At 54.0% G+C, this 22,075-nt stretch carries 14 protein-coding genes; 10 read left to right on the forward strand and 4 right to left on the reverse strand.

Going from position 1 to position 22,075, the window contains the following annotated elements:
* The first annotated feature begins 1 nt into the window (after position 1).
* From BUA44_RS10985 to gap, 3 genes are all read left to right on the forward strand, one after another.
* Entirely contained in the window at positions 2–2,188 is a 2,187-nt protein-coding gene (locus tag BUA44_RS10985) for a hypothetical protein (protein WP_072811945.1), read from the forward strand.
* A gap of 43 nt (positions 2,189–2,231) precedes the next feature.
* Positions 2,232–4,130 carry a preprotein translocase subunit SecA gene (locus BUA44_RS10990; RefSeq protein WP_178348789.1) on the forward strand — a complete coding sequence of 633 codons (1,899 nt, stop codon included), beginning with the start codon at positions 2,232–2,234 and terminating at the stop codon, positions 4,128–4,130.
* A gap of 195 nt (positions 4,131–4,325) precedes the next feature.
* Complete coding sequence (gap, locus tag BUA44_RS10995) at positions 4,326–5,327, forward strand: type I glyceraldehyde-3-phosphate dehydrogenase (RefSeq protein WP_072811949.1); 1,002 nt, start codon at positions 4,326–4,328, stop codon at positions 5,325–5,327.
* A gap of 591 nt (positions 5,328–5,918) precedes the next feature.
* Here gap and BUA44_RS11005 read toward each other — a convergent pair.
* Entirely contained in the window at positions 5,919–7,253 is a 1,335-nt protein-coding gene (locus BUA44_RS11005) for a cellulase family glycosylhydrolase (protein WP_072811953.1), read from the reverse strand.
* A 215-nt stretch (positions 7,254–7,468) separates the two neighbouring features.
* On the opposite strand from BUA44_RS11005, the gene BUA44_RS11010 reads away from it, so the two are divergent.
* The 4 genes from BUA44_RS11010 to BUA44_RS11025 are packed head-to-tail and all read left to right on the forward strand — an operon-like array spanning position 7,469 to position 10,526.
* Complete coding sequence (locus BUA44_RS11010; protein ID WP_072811955.1) at positions 7,469–8,602, forward strand: GGDEF domain-containing protein; 1,134 nt, start codon at positions 7,469–7,471, stop codon at positions 8,600–8,602.
* Positions 8,599–9,732: a GGDEF domain-containing protein gene (locus tag BUA44_RS11015; protein ID WP_072811957.1), complete on the forward strand. Its 1,134-nt coding sequence runs from the start codon at positions 8,599–8,601 to the stop codon at positions 9,730–9,732. Before BUA44_RS11010 ends, BUA44_RS11015 begins: the two co-directional genes overlap by 4 nt.
* A gap of 51 nt (positions 9,733–9,783) precedes the next feature.
* On the forward strand, positions 9,784–10,197 hold the full coding sequence (locus BUA44_RS11020) for an ATP-binding protein (RefSeq protein ID WP_072811961.1): 414 nt from the start codon (positions 9,784–9,786) through the stop codon (positions 10,195–10,197).
* Between the two features lie 32 nt (positions 10,198–10,229).
* Entirely contained in the window at positions 10,230–10,526 is a 297-nt protein-coding gene (locus tag BUA44_RS11025; RefSeq protein ID WP_072811964.1) for an STAS domain-containing protein, read from the forward strand.
* 285 nt (positions 10,527–10,811) lie between these two features.
* Here the strand turns inward: BUA44_RS11025 and thiC are convergent, their stop codons facing one another.
* Both thiC and ilvD read right to left on the reverse strand, forming a co-directional pair.
* Entirely contained in the window at positions 10,812–12,578 is a 1,767-nt protein-coding gene (thiC, locus tag BUA44_RS11030) for a phosphomethylpyrimidine synthase ThiC (RefSeq protein ID WP_369806417.1), read from the reverse strand.
* A 58-nt stretch (positions 12,579–12,636) separates the two neighbouring features.
* Positions 12,637–14,493 (reverse strand): dihydroxy-acid dehydratase, encoded by a 1,857-nt coding sequence (gene ilvD / locus BUA44_RS11035; RefSeq protein ID WP_072811969.1) that lies wholly within the window; start codon positions 14,491–14,493, stop codon positions 12,637–12,639.
* A gap of 147 nt (positions 14,494–14,640) precedes the next feature.
* Between ilvD and BUA44_RS11040 the strand changes: the two genes are divergently transcribed.
* From BUA44_RS11040 to BUA44_RS11050, 3 genes are all read left to right on the forward strand, one after another.
* Positions 14,641–15,552, forward strand: a complete 912-nt coding sequence (locus BUA44_RS11040) for a PD-(D/E)XK nuclease family transposase (protein WP_072811972.1) — start codon at positions 14,641–14,643, stop codon at positions 15,550–15,552.
* Between the two features lie 223 nt (positions 15,553–15,775).
* A complete protein-coding gene (locus BUA44_RS11045) occupies positions 15,776–18,880 on the forward strand; it encodes an InlB B-repeat-containing protein (protein WP_072811974.1) in 3,105 nt (1,034 codons plus the stop codon).
* Positions 18,881–19,149: 269 nt separating this feature from the next.
* Positions 19,150–20,343, forward strand: a complete 1,194-nt coding sequence (locus BUA44_RS11050) for a nucleotidyltransferase domain-containing protein (protein WP_072811977.1) — start codon at positions 19,150–19,152, stop codon at positions 20,341–20,343.
* Between the two features lie 85 nt (positions 20,344–20,428).
* On the opposite strand, the gene BUA44_RS11055 is transcribed toward BUA44_RS11050, so the two are convergent.
* The gene (locus tag BUA44_RS11055; RefSeq protein ID WP_072811979.1) at positions 20,429–22,057 is read right to left on the reverse strand and encodes a hypothetical protein; all 1,629 of its coding nucleotides are present in this window, start codon (positions 22,055–22,057) and stop codon (positions 20,429–20,431) included.
* Between the last annotated feature and the right edge of the window lie 18 nt (positions 22,058–22,075).

The raw sequence follows: 22,075 nt of genomic DNA on the forward strand, positions 1-22,075 counted from the left end.
TATGGTTCTCGATCAGCAGCGCAAGATATTCCATGAGTCGTGGTACCGCCTTGCGGGGAGCAAGATCTCCCTCAGGGCGAGTGTCCGCGTCCACAGGCAGACCTACCGCGGTGTACTTTGGTACGTACTTTACGAACCGTTTACGAACCAGTATTACCGATTGCCTCGCGGGGCATACGACTTCGTGTCGCGCCTTTCGCCCGACAAGACGGTGGGTGAGGTGTGGAGCGCCATGCTCAAGGGTAGCGAAGGCGAGATGCCCGGCCAGGGCGAAGTCATCGAGATGCTTGCGCAGCTGTACCAGGCGAACATGCTCATGTACACGGGCGTGGACGATGGCGCAAAGCTGTTCGAGCGCAACCGAAAGCAGAAGCAGAAGAAGGTCAAGGCCTCGCTCTTGAACATCTTCTTCTTGAAGGTGCCACTGTTCGACCCCGATGCCCTGCTCAATAAGCTGCGCTGGCTTATCCGTTTCTTGCTGAGCAAGCCTTTCGCGCTCGTGTGGCTCGCGACAGTTATCGTCGCCGCGAAATACGGTGTCGAGAACTTCGATGCCCTCAAGGACCAGAGTTCGGGATTCCTTTCGCCGTCGAATATCGGCTGGGTCTACGTGTGTACCGTGTTCGTGAAGCTCTTGCACGAATTCGGCCACGCGAGCGTCGTCAAGCGCTACGGGGGCGAGGTGCACACGCTGGGCGTGATGTTCATGCTGCTCGTGCCTCTTCCGTATGTGGATGCGACGGTGAGCTGGTCGTTCCGCAAGAAGTCGAGGCGCGCTCTGGTGGGGGCCGCGGGCATGCTCACGGAATTCTTTATCGCCTCGGTCGCCCTGATTGTCTGGGCGAACCTTGGCGGTGGACTCGCCAAGAATCTTGCGTACAACGTTGTTATAATGGCCTCGGTTTCTACCGTGCTGTTCAATATCAACCCGCTCATGCGATTCGACGGTTACTATATCCTGACCGATTTGCTGGACATGCCCAACCTGCAGCAGAATTCGGTACGCCACCTCAAGTACCTGCTGGAACGTTACGTGTTCTTCAAGCGCGATGCCGAGGCGGTTGCCGAGACCTGGCTCGAACGCGTAATTTATTTGGTTTACGGAGTCGCCTCGTCGATCTACAGGATTTTCCTGTTTACGGGGTTCATCGTCACCATCTCGCAGCACTACCTGATACTTTCGTTTATCATGGGAGCCCTCCTTTGCCTGACGATGGTGATTATGCCGGTGGGCAAGTTCCTCAAGTACATCTTCGCAAGCCCGGGGCTTGCGCTGGTGCGTAACCGAGCCGTTTTCGTGACGGTTCTGGTGCTCGGCAGTGCCATATCGCTGCTGTTCTACCTGCCCGTTCCCGACACGTTCAAGGCTCCCGGCGTTATAGAGGCGTCGCGGTACGAAAACACGACGGTGGGCGAGGGCGGCCTTGTTGCCGACGTGTTCCGCGGCGAAAAGGCGAAAGTCAAGAAGGGCGATACGCTGATGGTCCTCGAAAACCGCGAACTCGATTTTTCGATTGAGGAAAAGCGCGCTCAGGTGAGGGAGGCCGTGCAGGCCTACTACCAGGCGCTGGACCGCGCTCCCGAAAATATGCTGCCGCTCGAAAAGAGGCTGGGCGTGCTGAGGCAGGAGCTGGGCGACCTGCTGCGCTACCGCGACAAGTTGACGCTTGTGGCCCCGATGGACGGCATTTGGGACGTGAAGAACCCGGACGAGTACGTGGGCCGCTTTATGCAGCGAGGCGACTCGATGGGGATGGTGCTCGACACGACCGCATTCGACTTTTTGGCGGTGGTGAGCCAGGAGGAGGTCTCTCGCCTGTTCACGGAAAAGCCGCGCAAGGTTTCGGTGCGGCTCAGTGGCGACGCCTTTACCGAAATCCCTGTCGATAGCGTTTCGGCTATTCCTGCGGCGCGTGACCGCTTGCCTTCCGCTGCGCTCGGGTGGCTTGGCGGTGGCGAAATCGAGACGCGTGCCTCGGGCGACGCGGGGGATGGGTATGGCGAACGTACTGCGGAACCCGTCTACCTGGTGCGTGCGACAATCAACAGGGACGATGCGGCCCTGTCGGGCATTGACTGGGCGCACGGCCGTTCGGGCAAGATTCGTTTCCATTTGAAGGATACTCCGCTTGCCCTGCAGGGAATCCGCAAGGCGCGCCAGGCCCTGCAAAAGTACTACAAGATGTAATATGAACCTTACCGACAACTATCGACTGACATCTTGCAAGCAAGTGAAAAAGATCCCGACGGGCCTCGATGCCCTGATGTCGCGGATGGTCGGAAAGTTCAAGGGCCGCAGGGGAGTGCTGCGCGGGCTTTTGAAAGATGCCCGGAGTATCGACCTGTGGAGCCGTTCGTTTACGCAGCTCGACGATGCCTCCCTGAAAAAGCGCATGGCGGACATGCAGGCCGAACTCAAGCGCCCCTTCGCGAAGAGCGCTCTCCTGAAATCGTTTGCCCTGGTGCAGGAGGCCGTGTCGAGGACTCTCGGGTACCGGCCGTATATCGAGCAGTTGACGGGAGCGCTTGCGCTTTACCGCGGGTATGTCGCCGAAATGTCGACTGGCGAGGGCAAGACGGTTACGGCTGCCATGTGTGCCGCTGTGCGGGGCTGGAGCAAGCGCCCGTGCCACGTGATTACGGCGAACGACTACCTGGCTGCACGCGATGCCGAAATCATGAAGCCGCTGTATTCGTATTGCGGGGTGAGCGTCGGGGCGGTGACGGGTACGATGAAGCCCGCGGAGCGGCGCGAGGGGTATTCGGCCGACGTGACTTATTCTACGGCGAAAGAAGTGTTGGCAGATTTTTTGCGCGACCGGATTGCGATGGGGGATTTTCAGGATTTTGGCAAGCGGCTCGTTAGCGCCACGACCGTGAATATGGAACGCCTGAAGGCGAACCTGGTGCAGCGCGGGCTTTATACGGCCATAGTCGACGAGGCCGACAACGTGCTGATTGACGAGGCCGTGACCCCGCTGATTATTTCGCGCGAAAAGAAGAACGACGAGTTCAACGAGGCGTGCCGCCTTGCATACAAGGTATCCGAAAAGCTGAAGCGCCGTACGGATTACGAGGTGGACTACAAGAACCGCACCATACGCTTTGTTGTCGATATGGAATCCCGCCTGGACGATATCGGCGAAGAGATTTCGTTTGCCCGCGCCGGTTTTTTGAAGGATTTGGTGCGGCAGGCGCTTGTGGCCCGCGAACTGTTCGAGTGTGGCCGCCATTACGTTGTCGAGGAAGGCAAGGTGGTGATTGTCGACGAATCGACAGGCCGCAAGATGCCCATGCGCTCGTGGAACGGCGGGTTGCACCAGATGATAGAAATCAAGGAAGGGCTCGAAATGAGCGGCCTCAAGGAGACGGAGGCGCGAATGAGCTTCCAGCGCTTCTTTAGGCTCTACAGGAATTTCTCGGGCATGACGGGTACCGGCAAGGAGGCCTCCGCCGAATTCTGGACAATCTATGGTGCTGCCGTGGTGTGCATCCCGAATCACCGCAAGAGCAAGCGAAAGGTATCGCACCTGAAGACTTTTGCGAGCAAGGACGCCAAGCGCCGCGCCATCGTGAAGGAGGTCATCCGCATGCACGAGAAGGGCCGTCCCATCCTGATTGGCACGAAGGACATTGACGAAAGCGAATACCTTGCGTCGGCCATCGAATCGAAGGGCCTGCATTGCCGAATTATCAATGCGGTTCGCTGCGAGGAAGAGGCTGCCATCGTGGCCGATGCGGGCAAGTTCGGGGCCATTACGGTCGCGACGAACATGGCCGGCCGCGGTACCGACATCAAGATTCCGGACAAGGTCAAGAAAATCGGCGGGCTCCATGTGATTGCGACGGAGTGCAACCCCTCTTCGCGCATTGACCGCCAGCTTTTCGGCCGTTCGGCGCGCCAGGGCGACCCGGGGAGCGTGAGCCACTACGCCTCGTTCGAAGACGATGTGCTGCGCCGTAACCTGCCGAACGCGCTTGCCGTGGCGTTCAGGCACCTTGGACCCTTTTCCGCCCTTTCGGTGCGCTGGGCGCAGCATCGGGCGGGCAGAAAGGCTTACCAGAGCCGGCTTTCGGTACAGCGCACCGATACGTGGCTTGAGGATTCGCTCGGGTTCAGCGGGAACTAGTCCCGAACCGCACCTGCCGGTCGGGGAGGGGGCAAACGGGGGAGTCCGTGCTCCCTTAATCACTAAATATCGGTCTTTTGTCTTTTTTTTACTCCAGAACTACACAAAGACCGCCTTTTTTTGTATCTTTGACGCCAGCAAAGCACCACCCTAAAGGTGGCTAGCAATTTCAACAATAAACAAAAGGATCCAATAATGGCTCTCAAACTCGGTATCAATGGTTTCGGCCGCATCGGCCGTATGGTGTTCCGCGCTGCTGTGGAAAACTTCTCCAAGGACATTCAGGTTGTCGGTATCAACGACCTTCTCGACGTTGACTACCTCGCTTACATGCTGAAGTACGACTCCGTGCACGGCGCTTTCAAGCACGACGTGTCTTTCGAAGGCAACTTCCTCATCGTCGATGGCAACAAGATTCAGGTGTTCGCCGAAAAGGATCCCTCCAACATCACTTGGGGTGCCCTCGGTGTTGACGTTGTCGTGGAATCCACTGGCTTCTTCCTGACCGACGAGCTCGCCCGCGCCCACATCAAGGCCGGTGCCAAGAAGGTCATCATGTCCGCTCCGTCCAAGGACGCTACCCCGATGTTCGTTTACGGTGTGAACCACCAGACCTACGCCGGCCAGGACATCATCTCCAACGCTTCCTGCACCACCAACTGCCTCGCCCCGATGTCCAAGGTCCTCAACGACAAGTTCGGCATCAAGCGCGGCCTCATGACCACCGTCCACGCTGCTACTGCTACGCAGAAGACCGTTGACGGCCCGTCCAAGAAGGACTGGCGCGGTGGCCGTGGCATCCTCGAAAACATCATCCCGTCTTCTACGGGTGCTGCTAAGGCCGTGGGCAAGGTTCTCCCGCAGCTCAACGGTAAGCTCACTGGTATGAGCCTCCGCGTTCCGACCTCCGACGTTTCCTTCGTTGACCTCACTGCCGAACTCGAAAAGCCGGCTACCTACGAAGAAATCTGCAAGGCCATGAAGGAAGCTTCTGAAGGCGAACTCAAGGGCATCCTCGGTTACACCGACGAAGCTCTCGTTTCTACCGACTTCCGCAACGACGCTCGCACTTCTATCTTCGACGTCAAGGCTGGTATCCAGCTCGACCCGACCTTCGTGAAGGTTTGCGCCTGGTACGATAACGAATGGGGCTACAGCAACAAGGTTTGCGAAATGGCCCGCGTCATCACCAAGTAATTGATTTCGGTAAAGCGCTAGTGGCGCGGACGTAACCGCCTTCGGGCAACCTGATTTCCGCGCCTCCGCTTGAAACTTTTACAAGAAGCCCCGCTCAATCGAGCGGGGTTCTCTTTTTAATACCGCTCGTTCGTCAGGCGGTGCGAATGTTGCGTTTTGGGCGGTGCAAATGCTGCTTTTGGGCGAAATAGCAGACTAAATGGGGCTTTTGTCGCTGTTAGGTCTGTAAGATTTTATACAAATTAAACGTTTTTTGGCAAAAAATATGCTGTTTGCTCCCGAAAATGAACTTTTGAGGATGCTTTCGGGGGCAAAAGTCCTGAAAAATGCCTGAAACAGTACGAATAAACTAAAAATCAGCAGACCAAATGCCGCTTGGAAGGCTATTTGGTCTGTAAAAATGCGAATCATTCGCAAATTGCCTTCGAAGAGCCCGCAAAAAGCCCGCTTCGCGCACCCCGCACCCCGCGCCCCGCAACAAGCCCGCTTCGCGCCCCGCAACAAGCCCGCTTCGCGCCCTCCCTAGTCTCATACAAAAATCCCGAGGGCCGCAGCCCCCGGGACTTCTCTCTCTTTTGGTGTAACTCTTGCTTATCGCACCTGCACGCGCATCGTCTTGCTGCCTTCCTTCGCGTTCACGCGCACGACGTACGAACCGGAGGGGAGGCTTGCGAGCGAGAGCGCGCCGCTCACGTTCTCGACAGCCATGAACTTGTTGCCCAGCAGGCTGTAGATTTCAACATTCGCGTTGCCGCCGGCGATATTCAGGGTCTTGCCCTCGAGGCTCACGCTGAACCCGCCCGCGATTGCGGGGGCCTTGATCCCGACTTCCTCTTCGGCCTTGCAGGCCTTGTAGCTCGTGGGGTTCGTGGCGAGGTAGCCCTTCACCAGGTTGCCCGATGTTGTGTACTGCAGCGAGTTCTTGTTCGAGCCATCCTGGAAGGCTGCGGTGCCTTCGTTAATGTAGGACGCAGACCAGTTTGCCCAGGAGAGCTTGTGTTTGTTCATGTAGTCCTGCCAGCTCTTGTTGCGGCTCTGGTCGGGATTTCCGTTACCATCTGAGTTGGCGGTGCCCCATTCCGAGACGAATACGGAGAGGCCCGCATTCATGGCCTTTTCGCCCTTGGAACCTTCACTTTCTCCACCCCAGTCGTAGTTGCCGCTCCAGTTATGGGAATTTGCATAGTAGTGCAGGGTGTAGGCCGTATTCTTCTTGGGGTCGTTCACCTCGTTACCGATGGCATCGGAGGGGTTCTGGTCCCAGGAGGGGTTGCCCACGAGAATCAGGTTGTCGGAATACTGGCGGATGACCTGGATGACCTGGTTCGCGTAGTTCTTGACGTCGCTCCAGGAAATCTGTTCGGGTTCGTTGAAGACTTCGAAAATCACGTTGTCGTACTGGCCGTAGGTTTCGGCCATTTCCTTGAAGAATTCCTTCGCGGAGTTGGTCTGCTGGTGTGCACTGTGGGAGTGCCAGTCGATAATCACATAGATGTCGTTCTTGATGGCGGCCTCGACCACGGTCTTCACGAAGTTCGTCTGGTTGGTCTTGTCGCCTTCCCAGCCCTTGAGCTTGATTCCGTTCCATTCGCCGTTCCAGTCATCAGTCGCCTTTGTAGCCATGGCTGCGCGCACAATCTGGATGTTCATGTCGCGAACCATGGTGGAAACACCTTCTTCGCTCCAGAATTCGACGGCCTGGGGCATAAGGCTCCAGTAGAGGCTCATGCCGCGCACCTGCACTTCGGCGCCATCCTTGACGCCTTCGCAGCTGCCGTAGATTTGCCCCTTGCCCTGCGAGTTCTTGCCGGTCATTAGCTGGCCGTACTGGCTCACGGGGCCCACGCGGGTGGGGGTGATTTGCGCGAATGCGGTTGTGGCCAGCGATGCCGCCAGAGCCAGGGATGCCGCCGTTGTGAATCTCATAATACCTCCATACACTGTCTAGACAATGTAAAAACGTTCATACACTTTTCTTAATCTATATTCAAATTTCGCCATTTTTACGCTTTTAGGCGTATTTCGTGTTTACATCGGCAACCATTTGTGAGTATGGTCACTCATAATGGGAATTATTGCCGCATTTTTAATGCTAAAAGGGTGTTTTTTTTATTATTTTATCTCATACAAAAGGCTTCTCGATGTCGCTCTATATAACTGTCAATACACTCTGCGCTGTCATCATGATTATCCTCATGTTCATGGTTAAGCGTGGCGTGATGCACGAGTCCGACCAGAAGACGTTTTTTAACCTCTGCCTCAATTCGCTGCTCCTTTTTTCGTTCGACATTCTCTGGGTAGTGCTGGACGGGACTTCGTTTTCCCACGGCCCGCTGATAAACAAGATTGTAAACGCCGCCTATTTTGCGCAAAGTGGCGTCGTGTGCTATTGCTGGAGCCGCTATTCGCTGTTCCTTTCGGGGAACAGGCTCAAGCTGTGGAAATTCTACAGGGTGCTGTTCTTGCTGCCCATGATTGTGGTTGCCTTCATGGCGATTGCCTCCATCTGGACAGGGTGGTTCTTCACCGTGGATGCCACGAACCACTACCAGCGTGGCGAATACCTCATTTTGCACGTGAGCCTCATCTTCGCGTACCTGCTGTATTCCTTCTTTGTCGCGGTCTTTGCCATCAAGCGCAAGCGCGAGCTGGTGAACAAGAACAAGCTCTATGCCATCTCGGCGCTCGGCTTCTTGCCGTTTTTTGCAGAAATTGTCCAGATTGAGTACCCCGGACTCTCGGTTTTCTGCGTGGGTGCGACCCTCGGCCTCGTGGTGGTTTTCCTCGAAATCCAGCGCGAGATGATTTCGCTCGACCCGCTGACCCGCCTCAACAACCGCAACCAGGCGAGCATCTACCTGAGTTCGCGGTTCAAGCAAGAAATCCCGGGCAAGATGCTTTACCAGTTCGCGATGGACCTCGACAAGTTCAAGGGTATCAACGATACATACGGCCATATGGAGGGCGATAATGCGCTCATGATTGTTTCGATGGTGCTGAAACTCGTGTGTGGCCCGCGCGGGCACTTCATTTCGCGCTACGGGGGCGACGAGTTCGTGGTATTCGCGAACCTCCCGGACGACGATGCCGCGAATGAACTCTGCGCCGCCATCGAGGAAAAACTGGAAAAGAGGTCCATCGGGCTTCCGTACGCACTCAAGATGAGCATCGGGTACGCAAGGCTCCGGAAGGGCGAAACCGAGGAATCCCTTGGCCGCAGGGCGGACGAGTCCCTTTATGAAATCAAGAAGCGCAAGAAGGTGGATCGGGTATGAGCGAGTACTTGCTTGAATATGCCGAAATAAGCCTGTTCTGCATTGCGGTCCTCGCCGTGATGCTCAGGGCGCTCCGCACGAGCCTGAACAGGCTAGCCGACCAGACCATCCTCACGCACGTGTTCGTAATGATTATGATGCTTTTCGTCTTCGACCTCGTGTCGGAGATGGTCGAGGGACACGCTACCCCGGCCGCCATAGCCGTGAACCACGTCTGCTGCATCGCGTTCCTCTCGCTGAACCTGTTCCTCGCGTTCCAGTGGCTTCGCTTTGTGGGCTACAACCTGCAGCTCCATTTTTGGCACCAGAAGCGGACCTTGCTCTATTTGCTGATTCCCTTGATGGTGGGCGTCTTGCTTATCGTGTGCTCCATATCGCAGGGCTGGATTTACCGCATTAGCCCCGACAACCACGCTATTCGCGGTAGCATTTACTTTGTCTATATTGCGATTTGCTGCTTCTACATGCTGGGCACGGGCTTTATTGCGGGCCGTCGCGTGTTCATTAGGCGCTACTACTCCGACAAGCTTTTGTACCTGGCACTGGCGTCGTGTGGCGTGTTGCCCGCATTCTTCTTTGTTCTCGAGTATTTTACGGGCACGCATCCCTTCTCGGTTTACTCGATGGTGGTTGCCGTGCTTTGGGTATTCCTCGAACTGCAATCCCGCATGATTTCGACGGACCCGCTCACCAAGCTCAACAACAGGAACCAGCTGAACGTGTTTCTTGATTCCAAGATGGGGCAGAATTCGGCGAAGGGCTCGCTGTACCTGTTCGTGCTCGATGTGGACAAGTTCAAGGACATAAACGACAACTTCGGGCATCACGAAGGCGACCGCGCGCTGATTACGGTTGCCGACGTGCTCAAGAAGGTTTGTGGCCCCCGCGGGCACTTCATTTCGCGCTTTGGCGGTGACGAGTTCAACCTGGTGGCGGAACTGCCCGATGCCTCTGCCGCGGAGGCCCTGAAAGATGCTATCAATGAAGAAATCGCCCTCAGGGACGAAACTCTCCCGTACCGCCTGTGCCTGAGCATCGGGTATGCCACTGGCCGCGGGAAGGGCGAAACCCTGAAAGACCTGTTTGAACGTGCCGACGAGGCGCTGTACAGGGAAAAGGCGAAGCGCTAGCATGGACTTTCCGGTAAGTTTTTCTAAATTCTTTCTCGCTAGGATTTGGCTATGCAGAATTTGAAGAAAGAAATAACTGTTGATTCCAAGATTGAGAACATCGACGCCCTGACGGCGTTCGTGGAGAAGGAACTTGAACCGTTTGAACCTTCGATGAAGGCCCAGATGCAGATTAACGTTGCAATCGATGAACTTTTTAGCAACGTGGTGCATTATTCCGGCTCGTCGAAGATGACGCTTGTTCTGGAAGTTGTGGAAGACGTTCTTTCGGCTAGCCTGACGTTTATCGATAACGGCGTGGCGTACGACCCGCTTGCGAAGGCCGACCCGGATGTTACGCTCTCTGCCGACGACCGCGAGATTGGCGGGCTTGGCATTTTCCTGGTCAAGAAGACGATGGACCAGATGGAATACAAGCGCGACGGCGAGAAGAACATTCTCAAGATTACGAAGAAACTGGGCTAGGCCACAAGGAAAGTTTTAAAAAAGAGGTTAATATGCAGATTGAAAAGAAACTCGAAAACAACGTTTTGAGCTTTGCCCTGGAAGGGCGCTTGGATACCATGACCGCCCCGCAGCTCGAGGCTGAGGTCGTCGGAAAACTTGATGGCGTTACCGAATTGAATTTCGATTTCGCAAAGCTCTCTTACATTTCTTCTGCAGGCCTGCGCGTGCTGCTTTCTGCCCAGAAGGTCATGAACAAGCAGGGCAAGATGTTTATCCGCAACGTGTGCCCCGAAATCAAGGAAATCTTTGACGTGACGGGTTTCGCGGATATCCTTACCATCGTGTAAGAATTCGCAAGCGAATAAATTATTTAATTTGTTATTCGCGCGATAATTTGTTATCCCCGCTATACGATACTTGGCAACATGTTGCCATAGTAGAGTTATCGTCTTTGGGGAGAAGGCGGGGATCTTTTGTTTTGAATTTTATGTATAAAATAAGCCCGCTTTCGCGGGCTGTTTAAAGAATGCGTGCAAAGACAAAAAGATTCCATTAGGTTAGGTAGTCTTTGCTCGCCCTTCGCCTCGACAACAGGTTTATACCTGTTGCCTCGTCTCGGCGCATGTGCGGCCCTATACGTCGCCAACTTCGCCGGTCTTGACAAAATTCCGCACGGCGCGCGTAATGCGCATGCTGCAGAAGTTCGGGCCACACATGCTGCAGAAGTGGCTTGCCTTCGCCTGGCTGCCGGGGAGCGTCTTGTCGTGGAATTCCATCGCCTTCTCGGGGTCGAGCGACAGCGCGAACTGGTCGTTCCAGCGGAAGTCGAAGCGGGCGCGCGAAAGGGCGTCGTCGCGGAACTGCGCTGCGAAATGGCCCTTTGCAAGGTCGGCCGCGTGGGCGGCGAGCTTGTAGGTGACCACACCTGCGCGCACGTCGTCGCGGTCGGGGAGCCCGAGGTGTTCCTTGGGCGTCACGTAGCAGAGCATCGCGGTGCCGTACCAGCCGATTTGTGCCGCGCCGATGGCCGATGTGATGTGGTCGTAACCGGGGGCAATGTCGGTGGTGAGGGGGCCGAGCGTGTAGAACGGGGCGCCGTGGCACTTTTCGAGCTGGCGGGCCATGTTGTCCTGAATCTTGTGCATGGGCACGTGGCCCGGGCCTTCGATAATCACCTGCACGCCGTATTCCCAGGCAATCTTCGTGAGTTCGCCAAGCGTGTCCAGTTCTCCGAACTGGGCCGCGTCGTTGGCATCGGCGAGGCTTCCCGGACGCAGACCATCGCCCAAAGAAACGGCAACGTCGTAGGCGGCGAGAATCTCGCAGATTTCGCGGAAGTGCGTGTACAAGAAGTTCTGCTGGTGGTGGCGCATCTGCCAGAGGGCAAGGATGGAACCGCCGCGGCTCACGATACCCGTGGTGCGCTTGGCCGTGAGCGGAATGTGTTCCAGCAACAGGCCTGCGTGAATCGTGAAGTAGTCCACGCCCTGTTCCGCCTGCTCAATAAGCGTGTCGCGGTACAGTTCCCACGTGAGTTCTTCGGCCTTGCCGTTCACCTTCTCGAGCGCCTGGTAGATAGGCACTGTGCCGATAGGGACGGGGCTGTTGCGGATAATCCATTCGCGCGTTTCGTGGATGTGCTTTCCGGTGGAAAGGTCCATGACCGTGTCTGCGCCCCATCGTACAGACCAAGCCATTTTTTCGACTTCTTCTTCGATAGAAGAGGTAATGGCCGAGTTGCCGATGTTGCTGTTGATCTTCGTGAGGAAACGGTTACCGATAATCATCGGTTCGCATTCCGGGTGGTTAATGTTCCCCGGCAGAATCGCACGGCCTGCGGCGATTTCGTCGCGCACGAATTCCGGCGTAATGGGGGAGCCTGCCACCTGGATTTTACCCTGAGCCTGCAATTCGTCAAGGCGCTGGTTTTCGCGGATAGCCACGTATTCCATTTCCTTGGTGACGATTCCCTTGCGGGCGTAGTCAAGCTGCGTCAGGTGGTGTCCGGCCTTTGCGCGGAGCGGGTGGTGCTCGGCGTTAAAGCGCAGGTGGTCCAGCTCATGGTTTGCGCGGCGGGCGCGGCCATAAGCAGACGTCATGTCGTTGAGCTGTTCGGCGTCACCACGTTCCATAATCCAGGGTTCGCGAAAACGTTCAATCCCCTTCGTTACGTCGAGCTTGGCATCTACATCGCTGTAAGGACCACTCGTATCGTATACCGTCACGACAGGCGTTTCGGGGTCTTCAGTCAAAATTTCGCGCATTCCCACGCGGATGTCCGGGTACATTTTCCCCGGAACATACACCTTGCGGGAATTCATAAACGGCTTGAGGAGAGAATCCATTGCGGTTCCTAAATATTTTGTCCTGGATTCTTCATTACGCTGCGCTCCATTCAGAATGACGACTTGGTGAAACGTCATCCTGAACGCGAAGCGTGAAGGATCCAGTCCTGAATTACTTAACTCCAATCAGAGACAGGTCGCGCACGGCACCCTTGTCAGCAGACGATGCCATGGCGGCGTATGCCTGCAATGCCTTGCTGACAACGCGGTCGCGGTGTTCCGGCTGCCAAGCCTTGGCGCCGCGGGCTTCCATTTCCTTGCGGCGTTCGGCGAGTTCGTCGTCGGTGAGCTGCACGTTGATGGAGCGGTTCGGAATGTCGATTTCGATGACGTCGCCCGTGTGAACGAGGCCGATGTTACCCTTGTTGGCGGCTTCCGGAGAAGCGTGGCCGATGGAAAGACCGCTGGTACCGCCGGAGAAACGACCGTCGGTAAGGAGGGCGCAGGACTTGCCGAGGTGACGGCTCTTGAGGTAAGAGGTCGGGTAGAGCATTTCCTGCATGCCGGGGCCACCCTTCGGGCCTTCGTAGCGGATGACGACGACGTCGCCAGCCTTCACCTTGTTGCCGAGGATGCCTTCAACGGCTTCTTCCTGGCTTTCGAACACGATAGCCGGGCCGGTGAACTTCCAGATGGATTCGTCCACGCCTGCGGTCTTCACGATGCAGCCGTCGATTGCGAGGTTTCCGTACAGAACAGCGAGGCCGCCGTCCTTGGTATAAGCGTGTTCGCCATCGCGGATAGCGCCGTTGGCGCGGTCGAGGTCGTGATCCGGATACATGAAGTTCTGAGAGAAGGCTTCAATATTGTACTTGCGGCCCGGGCCAGCGAGGTAGCGCTGCTTGGCTTCGGCGCTCGGGTTGCGCTTGAGGTCGTTCACTTCGAGAGCTTCGCCCATGGTGGCGGCGTGAACAGTCTTTGCATTCTTGTGGATGAGGCCCATGCGGTCGAGTTCACCGAGGATACCCATGATGCCGCCAGCGCGGTTCACGTTTTCCACGTGGATGTTGTGAACGGTCGGGGCGACCTTGCAGATGCACGGCGTGTTGCGGGAAAGACGGTCGATGTCCTTCATGGTGAAGTCAACGCCAGCTTCCTGAGCGACAGCGAGCAAGTGGAGCACGGTGTTGGAAGAACCGCCCATGGCGATGTCGAGGCGCATGGCGTTTTCGAAGGCTTCCTTCGTGGCGATGCTGCGCGGGAGGATGCTTTCGTCGTTCAAATCGTAATACTGGTGGCAGAGTTCCACGATGCGCTTACCGGCTGCTTCGAACAGCTTCTTACGTTCGGCGTGCGTTGCAACGATGGTGCCGTTGCCCGGGAGGCTGAGGCCGAGGGCTTCGGTAAGGGAGTTCATGGAGTTTGCGGTGAACATGCCGGAGCAGGAACCGCAAGTCGGGCAAGCGTTCGCTTCGATGGCAGCCACTTCTTCGTCGCTGATGGTGTTGTCGGCAGAATCGATCATGGCGTCGATCAAGTCAAGAGCGCGGTCCTTGCCGTCCTTCGTGGTCACGTGGCCAGCTTCCATCGGGCCGCCAGAAACGAAGATTGCCGGAATGTTGAGGCGCATGGCTGCCATGAGCATACCCGGAGTCACCTTGTCGCAGTTGGAGATGCAGACGAGGGCGTCGGCGCGGTGGGCGTTTGCCATGTATTCGGTAGAGTCCGCAATCAGGTCACGGCTCGGGAGGCTGTAAAGCATGCCGTCGTGGCCCATGGCGATACCGTCGTCCACGGCGATGGTGTTCATTTCCTTCGCGACACCGCCGGCGGATTCGATCGCGCGGGCGACCACCTGGCCCAAGTCCTTCAGGTGAACGTGGCCCGGAACAAACTGGGTGTAGCTGTTCACCACGCAAATAACGGGCTTACCAAAGTCTTCCACCTTGGTTCCTGTTGCGTGCCAAAGGGCGCGTGCACCGGCCATTTCACGGCCTTCCATAGTCTTGAGCGAACGAAGTTTCGGCATAATATTGTCCTTTTTGAAATTTTTCAAAAAATGTAGAAAAAAAACAGGCGATTTGGCTCATTTTCCCCGCGAAAGCGTCTTATAGAATAGATAGGGCCTTCTCTATCCGCCGTTGCGGGGGCGTTCCCGCAGAAAAAGGAATATAAAATGGACCGTAAACAGTTTGCTAGGTTTATCAAATTGCTCAAGGAAGCAAATGAAAGGGGCGAAGATGTAGACGCTATCATGAAGGCGTATGAGCACGAGAATGCTTACATCTACAACGATGGGGTGTTCAAGAAGATTTTCGCAAGCGAGGAGAACATCGCGCTTACCACTGACCTTGTGAACGCGAGTCTCGACCTCTTCGGGTGCGACTGCATCAGTCACCCAAGAATCGTCAACCCCTTTGTTCCGGGAGAAACGGGCAAGAGCAGCGTAGAGCCTGACATTATGCTTGTAAACGACCGCGGCGTGGGACAACCCCGCGACCGCATCTCCATCGACGTGCAGCACAATAACAACACGCTCTACCCGGCACGCCTTGTGCTCTACGTATCCCGCATTACTAGCAACATGGTGAAGCGCGGCGCCCCTCCGTTGCTCGAAAACCTGAATGTCGTGAGTTTCCAGTTCTTTGAGGCTTTCCCGAAGTCGAAAAACTACCGGCATGTCGTGCAACTCAGCAATCAGGAGGGCATGCTATATTTCGACTTGCAGACCATGACGATTGTCGAGGTGAAGAAGTTCCTCGAACATGCCGATGCCTATGCAGGCGACAACAGTCGCCTCGCGCAATGGCTCAGGGCAATCGACACTCTCAACCGCGAGGCAGATTTCAGCGAGTTTTCGCAGGACCCCGTGTTCAGGGTATTGCAAAATGCCGTAAAAATGTGTAATTTTAGTGCGAGGTATCTTATGACTGTAGATATGAGCGACGTTGATCGGGCTATGGAGAAGTACGAGGCCGCTTTGGAAAAATCCAAGGAAATCGCGAAGGGGTTGCTGCGCGATGGTGTGCCGCTTGATGTCATTGTGCGAAATACCAATCTCCCTGAGAAGGTTATTCTCTCGTTGTAGTGGTCCGGTAGTCGTATAATCTCGTACCCCGCTTCGGCGGGCAAAAATCCCCGAAATTTGACGAAAATCACATTTTTGGCAGGGAAAATATGCATGTGAAAGCATTTGTATGCGTTTTTCCTACTGATTTTGTGAAGTTGGTCAACAAAATTTTGCATTGTTTACAAACTAATTGCAAAAAATGGCGAAATTTGTTAAATTTAAGCAAAAACGGGGGTAAAGTATGCTCTTTGTAACTAAATTGAAAATTCTGACTCTTATGACCTGCCTGATGCTTGTGGGGCAGGCGTTTGCTCTTGACTGTGCAACGGGTACGCAATGGGGTGATTTCCATACCCAAGAAATGACTAAGGATGATGAAGGCTTCTATAATATAAGTGAGCCTGAAGAATTGGCATGGATTGCATGCAAGACAACGCATGATTCAACGAATTACAAATCTTCTCAGGTTCGGTTAACTAAAGACATTGATTTGCAAGGGAAACTTTTTATTCCGATTTCTGCGGGAAAAGGGGATCCGAAATTTAGAGGAACTCTTGATGGTCAGGGGCATACCATTCGAGGTCTATTTATCAAAGGTTCTGAAATTGCAAAACCTGAAGTTAATGGAATGAAAAACTATGCACAGAATATCGGATTGGTTGCTGTTCTGAGCACGGGTGGGATTATTAGAAATCTTACGCTGGATGTTTCTGATATTTACGCATCAAATTCCGCAGGGGATGAAGGTACTGTAGGAACGTCAAGTCCTATTTCTGTAGGAACTCTTGTGGGATGGATGGATGCAGGGACGATTGAAAACTGTATTGTTGAAGGTCGTATTACCACAAGTGGCGACAAAAATCGTGTTGGAGGTCTTGTAGGAAATGTGAATAATGCAAATATCTCGAATAGCGTATGTAAAGTATCTATATCGTCGAGTGGTAATGATACTCATGTTGGCGGTGTTGTTGGTGCTCTTAGGAAGGGAGGTACGGTGAATTTAACATCTTGTGTATTTGAAGGTGATACCCTTATCAGTACTGGAGGAATGGTAGGTGGAATTGTTGGTTATTATGAAAATTCTAAGGTGAATACAGACAAAGCGTTATATTATTCTGGTAATTATCCGGGTGTAGGTAAAGGAAAATCTGTTGAGACACACAAAGAAGCAAACTTGAATTCTGAAGAAGTGGTGTGTGCTTTGAATGGGGGGAAATGGATTGTTGAAAACGAAACAGAGACCTGTTCCGGTAATACGAGTAATGTTTGGTCCGAAGGTCAGTCTAGTATTTCCATGAATGGCTCCGACGGTTACAAGGTTTCTTTCAATGCCAACGGCGGCTCATTTGCCTCTGGAGCAAAGACTTTCAAGATTGTAGCCAATGGTGCTACTATTACTGCTGATGAAATCACAGCACCGACGCGCACTGATATGGACCCTAACACTAATATGACAAAGAGTAAGAAATTTGCTGGCTGGGCAACAACGACTGATGCTATTGAACCGACCGAACTGGGCGTAGCCGATGCAAATAAAACCCTATATGCTGTATGGTATGATTTCTATACGGTTACCTTTGAAATAAATTCGGTAACGCATGAAACACGTACTATTTCTGTTCCCAAGCATGGGCATGTTTCTGCAGAAGGTTTTACTCTTCCTGCGTCTTACTCGATTCCTAATCCGGATGATGCGGAAAATCCCATAAAGTATTTCTTTACGGGATGGGCTTATGCAACTAAGTGGTTGGCTGTTAATACTGATCCCACGCCAACTGATACACTTCATCTGGCCGATATAGATGTTGTTGCTGATGTTCCTTTGTACCCGGTGTGGACCAGAGCGGAAACATTTTCTGTAGCATTTGATGCGACCTTGCATGGAAAGACACATGTCCGTTTTGTCAAGAAGGTAAATGACGGAGATAAGGTTGCTAAACCGGGAGAGAATGATGTTGTTGCTGATCCGGGATACAAGATTATCGGCTGGTGTACCAATGCAAATTGTACGGAAGGTAGTGTGTATAATTTTGACGCTCAGTTAAAAAGTAATCTTACTCTGTATGCTGAGTGGGATACAGTAGAGTATAAGATTTCCTATGAGATGAATGGCGGTACGAATAACGTCAGCAATCCGACTTTCTACACCGTTGAATCCGACCCCATTACTTTTGCTGAACCTACATATCCTGGTTACAAATTTATAGGATGGTTTTATGATGCAGGCTTTACTAGCCCTGCTACCGGGATTGCAAAGAATAGCACCACTGGCGAAAAGACTTTATATGCAAAATGGGAACAGATTTTTTATACGGTCGAATACCTTTCGGGTAACGAATTGTCGGCGACGATTGTGGCCGACAAGAAACCTTGGGGTGAAAGTGTAACCCTGAAGGGCGATGAAGTTGCTTTCCAGCGCGAAGGATATATTCATGACGGTTGGAGCTTGACTCCCGGCGGCACTATAGCTTATAATTTTGGCGCAACCTATGATAAATATAAAGATCTTGTACTCTTTCCGCATTGGGTTGAAGGGGCGCCGGATGTAGTCCACAATGGTGCGGTAACCATCTATACTTATTCGGAAACTCATAAGGTAGCTGAAATCAATGGCGACTATAAGGGGCTCGATGCGTTTAGTATAGACGAAGATATTCCTGTTACATCTGTTGTTTTGAATCGTTCGTTAACGCCGTATGTGCCTGTGACGATGACTCTCCCGTTTGACATCGCGGTTGATAATGTAGAAAATGCAAAGTTCTATGCGTTTGGTGGAATTTCCATTGATGGGAATGGTAAAAAGGCGGTGGAAGCGAATCGCGTAAAGACTGGTACTCTAGAGGCCAACACGCCGTATATCGTCATTCCCTTGGCCCAATCTATCACATTTAGTGGAGCGGTTGTTCTTCGTGAAACTGCCGAACCTGTGGTGGAACTTGGAAATTGGGAGTTCGTGGGTACATATGCTTACAAGACCGTTGCGCAGGAAAATGTGGGCTCTATTTATGGTATTTCGGGATCTGCTGAAGGGAATATATCTCAGGGAAAATTTGTTAAATTTGCTGAAGGTTGTAATTTTGTGCCGATGCGAGCATATTTGTTAAATAAGGAAATCTCTAACAGACGTCTGGCGAAGTCGCTGTACTCTAGGCCGGCAAGTACAGAAATTGCTGAATTTGGTATCAATTGGAATGAAGACGATGAGGTTGAGCCTGAAGAGCAAACCACTGTTGTCCGTAAGATAATGAAGACGCCTTCTATCCTGAGAATGGACCGTGTGTTTGATTTGAAGGGACGTCTTGTCAATGAAAAGTCTAAGCCAAGAGGCGTTTATTTCAATAAGTAGGGAGTAATAGATGGAAAAAGAGAAAAAAGAATACGTTGTTCCAGAAATCGAGGTTGTAAAGCTGTAACGCCAAGCAAACCTTCTGGAGGGAAGTCCAGAACCTGAACCATCTCCGGAGGTCCCTATCAATTTCAATGACTAATATGGAAAAAGAAAAGAAAGAGTATGTTGCTCCTAAAATGGATGTTGTAAATATCCAAGCTAGGGGCCGTTTACTCGGTGCTTCTTCTGATCCACCTATTTTTCATGGTGATGGTGGCTAGTACGCCGTGTTGAATAAGTCACCTGGAGTTGAACGTAATCTTTTTACCCTCATTCGGCTTGCATTCGGTGCAGGCGAGGGGGAATGTGCAAATTTCAACGTAGAGACCGCTGAAGAGTGGTCTCTTTTGTATTCTCTGGCATCCAAACTTGCGGTGGTGGGCATCGCGTATGCGGGGGTCTGCAAGTTGCCGAAGGACCGGCGGCCGCCGCTGGACCTCGCTTTCCAGTGGGCGAGCGAGGCGGAGGCGATTCGCGGGCACAACCGCCTGGTGAATGACGAGGCTAGGCGGCTCACGGAGCTGTTTGCGGGCGAGGGGAGGCGGACGGCCATCCTGAAGGGGGCGGCGAATGCGCGCCTGTACCCGGACAGGTTCATGCGTCAATGCGGAGACATCGACATTTGGATTGATGGCGGGCGCGATTCTGTTATCGGCTTGCTGCGCAGGCTCGGCCTGATGGAGCCCGAACCGCAGGCGATTACCGGCCGCAAGATGACGTACGAGGAAAAGTACGCCGAGGCGAAGCGGAAACTCAACGAGAACGTCTCGAGGCATCATGTGCACCTGGCCCACGATGCGGCTGCGGTCACGGTGGAGGCGCATTTTTTGCCTTCGTCGGGGAACCGGAACCCGTTTGCAGACAAACGACTAATGCGTTTCTTGCAATGCGAGATTTTAAAAACGGAATTTGTACCGGAGGGTTTCTATGTCCCGTCGCTCAAGTTTGCTCTTGCGATGCAGCTGGCGCATATCCAGACGCACTTTATGGCGGGCGGCATCGGCCTGAAGCAGATAACCGACTACTACGTGCTTTTGCGGCAGGCGGGCGACAGCGACCGTCTCGAAATCGCGAAGAACCTCCGCAGGTTCGGCCTGCTGCGCGTGTCCAGTGCCCTGATGTGGTTGCTGGGGCATATTTACGGGCTCGAGCGCGAGCGTATGCTGTGCGCCCCCGATGAGCGGCTTGGCCAGCACATGCTCGAGATTGTGCTTGCCGGAGGAAACTTTGGCTTCTATTTCAAAGCGAATTACCGGAAACTACCCATGCGTTGGATTGGCAAGCGTTGGCGTGCCATCAAGTTCTGTCCGTTCTCGCCTATAGAGGTGTTCTGGTCGGAGGTCGCCTACTGGCGGACCTTTGCCCGCACGCTCCCTATCCGTATCAAACTGCGGAAGTTCTCGATTCGAGATATGTTCTAAAAAATACCTCGGCAAGCGCCGGGGTATCTTTACAAAAAGGAAATCCCCGGTTGAGCCGGGGAGTTTTAATTTCGCTTACTTTAGATTAGTATCTGTCTTTCAGCACCTGCGGGCATTCCACTTCAACGTAGTTGTGCTCAGGGTTGCCTGCGGCATGCAGGTATTCAACAAGGAACATGCAGCCTTGCTTGGCCTTGCTGTCGTTGCTGAACGCCTTGTTGCACTTTTCGGTAAGGCAACTGACATAGGTGCCTGCATTGTAGTTACTTTCGGTTTCACAGTCGGAGAGGAGGCCCCCGTACTGCTGGCCCTGTGCGCCCCAGCCCATGCTGGAACAGCCGTTGAATATGCCGACGCCGCCACCCGGGATCATGATATCGAACTGGCCCTGCGACACGTCGCCACCGATATTCGTTGTCATGATGATGAGCTTTTTGCCCTTGATAGCCTTGGTGTTTGCATTTGTAGAGTTGTAGTGGCCTTCGCCGGTAAACGTGAGCTGGTAGCACTTGCCGCAGGAACCGCCGTCACTTGCCGGTACAGCGGCGAATGCGAAGCCCATGTCGGAACAGCCGTCAATGGTGAATGGAATCTGGCTTGTGCAGGCCATCATCGAACCGCCTGCGCAGACGCTCCCTGCGCCCCAGTCGGTGCTTTCGGTTGTACCCTTGTTGGTGCACTGCTTGGAATGGTAAGAGGTATTGTTTTGCACAGAGCAGTGGGGCTTGCAGCAGTCCCAGTAACGGGTGGCCCAGCCGGATCCGGTTTTGCCGCCGTTCTTGACAACGATGTTCGGGCATCCGCCGGTCAACGGCTGCTGCGAGCTGCTGGAAGACTTGGGTGCAACGCTGGAGCTAGACTTTGCACTGCTCGAGGATTTTGCAGAGGAACTAGACTTTGCGCTGCTCGAGGACTTGGGCTGGGTGGTGCTGCTCGAAGGTTGAGCCGTTCCCGCTCCCATATCCTGGCAATTTTTGTTGTTCGGGTCGTAGTAGCAGTTGATGTTGCAGGTCTTGTCGTAGGCGTACTGTTCCTGGTGGGGGCCCTTAAGGCTCTGGTAGTAGGCGACGCATGTGCCCGACGGTGCATCGAGGCACTGGCCGTCACAATTTGTGTTGGCGGGTGTCGCGGAAGACTTCGGCTGCTCCTGCTTGGCAGAGGAGGAAGACTTCGGCTGTTCAGGAGTGGCAGACGAGGTGGGCTTTGGCTCCTCGGGGTTGGTTGTTGCGGAAGATTCCGGGATGACCGGAGTATCCGAACTGGTAATTACCGGGTCCGGGGTGACCGGATTCGGGTCTTCGACGACTTCGCCACCCGGGACCGGGTCAACGGGCTGGACGATGGGGTTGCCTGCCAGGTCCGTAATCGTGCCATCGGGGTTGATAATCGTCTGGTCCGGGGTAAGTACCGGGAGCTGCGAGAGGTCCGGGATGGTCGCAATGGGTGTGAGTGCGCCATCGTAAACGATGCCCAATGCCGGATCGTATGTGCCGACGGGGTTGCCCGCCTTGTCTGCAACGAAGAACCCTGCTTCGGTCGGCGTGATGATGTAGGTCTGGTCGCCGTTGAAAATCCAGCTAGGGGTAGTGACAGCGGCAAACTGTTCGGCACCCTGCGGAGTGGTGGGGACAGTAATTGCTGCTTCATCGGAGCAGTTCCAGGCGATCACCAGTGCGCCTGCAACAAGTAATGGCTTAAAGAAAGGAATTTTCATTTTTACCTCGTTATTGGC

The organism is Fibrobacter sp. UWR3 (genome assembly GCF_900143055.1).
Taxonomy (GTDB): domain Bacteria; phylum Fibrobacterota; class Fibrobacteria; order Fibrobacterales; family Fibrobacteraceae; genus Fibrobacter.